This window comes from Luteibacter sp. P4_E6, assembly GCF_056401535.1.
Window position 1 is genome coordinate 1 of the sequence record NZ_JBFUJE010000428.1, and the last position, 3,383, is coordinate 3,383.

At 63.4% G+C, this 3,383-nt stretch carries 3 protein-coding genes; 2 read left to right on the forward strand and 1 reads right to left on the reverse strand.

Annotated features, from left to right (window positions below):
* Window positions 1-35: 35 nt before the first annotated feature.
* Complete coding sequence (locus AC1DT2_RS18585) at window positions 36-452, reverse strand: hypothetical protein (RefSeq protein ID WP_477297954.1); 417 nt, start codon at window positions 450-452, stop codon at window positions 36-38.
* Window positions 453-637: 185 nt separating this feature from the next.
* Between AC1DT2_RS18585 and AC1DT2_RS18590 the strand changes: the two genes are divergently transcribed.
* Both AC1DT2_RS18590 and AC1DT2_RS18595 read left to right on the forward strand, forming a co-directional pair.
* On the forward strand, window positions 638-1,843 hold the full coding sequence (locus tag AC1DT2_RS18590; protein ID WP_477297955.1) for an efflux RND transporter periplasmic adaptor subunit: 1,206 nt from the start codon (window positions 638-640) through the stop codon (window positions 1,841-1,843).
* An 18-nt stretch (window positions 1,844-1,861) separates the two neighbouring features.
* A partial coding sequence (locus tag AC1DT2_RS18595; protein ID WP_477297957.1) for an efflux RND transporter permease subunit occupies window positions 1,862-3,383 on the forward strand: 1,522 nt, incomplete at its 3' end.

A 3,383-nucleotide genomic window follows, 5' to 3' on the forward strand; every position in this document is an offset into this window, starting at 1 on the left:
CCTCGGTTAGCGGCGTCTTTCGCAGGAACTTGAGGTCAGCGGCGACCGTCGCCGCGCCCAGGATTCCCGCCCCGGCCATCGTGCTCTTCACCACCGCGAAAACCGGGGATGTTGTCGTATCGCGTGCCCGGTGCCGGGCGCTCATGCAATTGCGGCAACGGACGGGCGTAGCCACGGCGCGGATCGAAGCGGGGATCCACGTGACCACGGAAATTCCGCGGCCCGTGGAACCATGGGCCCGCGCCGATGAAGAGGCCGCCTGCGAACCATTCGGCGCCGTAGTAGCCATAAGGTGCGCACGGATAGGGCGCGTACTCGTAGTAGCCATAAGGACAGGCAGGCTCAGGGCCGACTTCCACGGTGGTATCGACATAAACCTGTGCGGAAACGGGAGCAGCGGCGGCACCGGCGGTGACCAGTGCAGCCAGGGCGATCGAGCGGAGGGCGTTCATCACAGCACCTTTGGGAAGTGGGGTTAATGATGAGAACGCTTCGGCTTCGCAGGGGTTTACGTCGTGAAATCCTGCGAATCCAGATGAATGAGCGTAGGTTAAACACGGACGATCCCGATTAAACGCATTCGGCACTCGTGCGTTCCTGTTAGCTAGCCCGACCGGATAAGCCAGGAGATCGATCCATGAGTGATGCGACACAAGCCCAGCGCCCACCTCACAAGGGGCGGCGTCTGCTGATCGTCTCGCTCGTCGTTGTCGTCGTCATTGCCCTCGTGCTCTTCCACGTCATCAGTGGTTCGGGAAAGAAGAAGCCGACGCCGCCGCCCCAGCTGGTCAGTGCCGCGAAGGCCACGCTCGGTGACATGCCGGAGCTGCTCAACGAACTCGGCACCGTGACCCCGGTGGCTACCGTCAATGTATTGCCCCAACTCAGCGGATACCTCACCGAGGTCGGCTACAAGGAAGGGCAGGACGTGGAGAAGGGCCAGTTCCTTGCGCAGATCGATCCTCGCCAGTACGAGATCGACAAGCGCCAGGCGGAAGCCCAGATGGCGAAGGACAAGGCCACGCTCGCCCAGGCTCGCTCCGATCTCGCGCGCTTCACCACGTTGAACGAGCAAAAGTCGATCGCCGAGCAGACGTTCGCGGATCAGAAGTTCGCCGTGCAGCAGGACGAAGCGGCGGTGAAGGCCGATGAAGCCAATATCGCGCAGTTCGACCTGGATCTTGCCTACTGCCACATTACCGCGCCCGTCAGCGGACGCGTTGGCCTGCGTCTGGTCGATCCGGGTAACTACGTCACCCAGTCCACGTCGCCCGGCATCGTCACCATCACCACCATGAAGCCGACCACGGTGCAGTTCACCGTGCCGCAGAACTCCCTGGGCAATGTCCTGAAGCGCTTCGGCACGGCGGATACGACGCTCACCGTCGCCGCCTTCAGCAGTGACAACAGCCGCCAGATCGCGACGGGCAAGCTCTATGCGCTGGGCAACCAGATGGCAACGGCTACCGGCACGGTCACCTTACGCGCCACCTTCGATAATGATGACGAGGCGCTCTATCCGAACGAATTCGTCAACGTACGCCTGCTGGTGGATACGCTGAAGCAGGCCGTACTCGTGCCGACTCCAGCCGTGCAGAGTGGCGCCCCCGGCGATTTCGTCTACCTGGTCAATGCCGATCAGACCGTGTCGGTACACAAGGTGACGCTCGGTCCCAGCGACGGCAAGAACACGGTGATCGCTTCGGGCCTCACCGCCGGACAGACCGTCGTGACGGACGGGATGGACCGCCTTACCGACGGCGCCAAGGTGAAGCTGGCCGGTGCGAAGCCCGCCGCCGGGTCGTCGACGGGCGCCGCGCCGACGCGACGTCACGCGTCGTAAAGGCGGGYACGCGATCCGATGAACATTTCCCGTTTGTTCGTACTCAGGCCGGTAGCCACCGCGCTCCTGATGCTCGCGCTCGTGCTCGTCGGCCTGGTCGCAGTGAAGTTCCTGCCCGTGTCGTCGTTGCCCGCTGTCGACTACCCGGTCATCCAGGTACAGACCTTTTATCCCGGCGCCAGTCCGACGGTGATGGCGAGCACGGTGACAGCCCCGCTCGAAGTGCAGCTGGGCGAGATCCCCGGTCTGCAACAGATGACCTCGAACAGCTCGGCGGGCGCGTCGGTCATCACCCTGCAGTTCGACCTGTCGCTCAGCCTCGACGTTGCCGAGCAGAACGTGCAGGAAGCGATCAACGCGGCGAACAGCCTGCTGCCAGCGGGCCTGCCCGCGCCGCCGACGTACGCGAAGGTAAACCCGGCCGACTTGCCAATCCTCACCCTGGCCGTGACCTCGACATCGATGTCGTTGCCACAGCTCGAGGATGTAGCTAACAACCGGCTGGGCTCGAAGATCGCCGAGGTGCCGGGGGTGGGCCTGGTAGTGCCAGCCGGCGGTAACGTGCCCGCCATCCGCGTCGAGGCGGACCCGAAGAAGCTGGCGGCCTATGGGCTCAATATCGACGACCTGCGCTCGCTGTTGGCCAACGTCAACGTCAGCCAGCCCAAGGGCAACTTCGACGGCCCCGAGCTCGACTACACCATCAACGGCAACGACCAGATTCGCGATCCCAAGGACTACCTGGCCACCGTGGTCTCGTACCAGAACGGTGCGCCGGTGTACCTGCGGGACATCGCGCGGGTGACGCAGTCGGCGCAAAACACGGAGCAGGGTGCCTGGTTCGGCAAGACGCAGGCCATCGTGCTCAACGTGCAGCGACAGCCGGGGGCGAATGTCATCGCCACCGTCGACCAGATCAAGGCGAAACTGCCTCAGTTGGAGTCGACTCTCCCGGCGGGGATGAAGGTGCAGATCGTCTCCGACAGCACGGGCGTGATCCGTTCGTCGGTCTCCGATGCTGCCTTTGAGCTGGGTCTGGCCATCGTGCTGGTGGTCCTGGTGATCTTCGTCTTCCTGCGCAACATACCGGCCACGATCATCCCGAGTATCTCCGTGCCGGTTTCGCTGATCGGCACGCTCGCCGCGATGTACGAACTGGGCTACTCGATCGACAATCTTTCGCTGATGGCCTTGATCATCGCCACGGGTTTCGTGGTGGATGACTCCATCGTGATGATCGAGAACATCGTACGGTACCTCGAAGAGGGCATGGCACCGCTGGAGGCGGCGCTGGAAGGTGCGGGGCAGATCGGCTTCACCATCGTGTCGCTGACCGTCTCCCTGATCGCTGTGCTTATTCCCCTGCTTTTCATGGGCGGCGTCATCGGCAGGTTGTTCAACGAGTTCGCGGTGACCCTGGCGGTGACCATCGTCATTTCAGGCATTGTCTCGCTGACCCTGGTGCCCATGCTGTGCGCGCGTATCCTCCGCGCGCAGGTCGACCGGCATCCGAGCCGGTTCGAACGCATCAGCGAGGGAT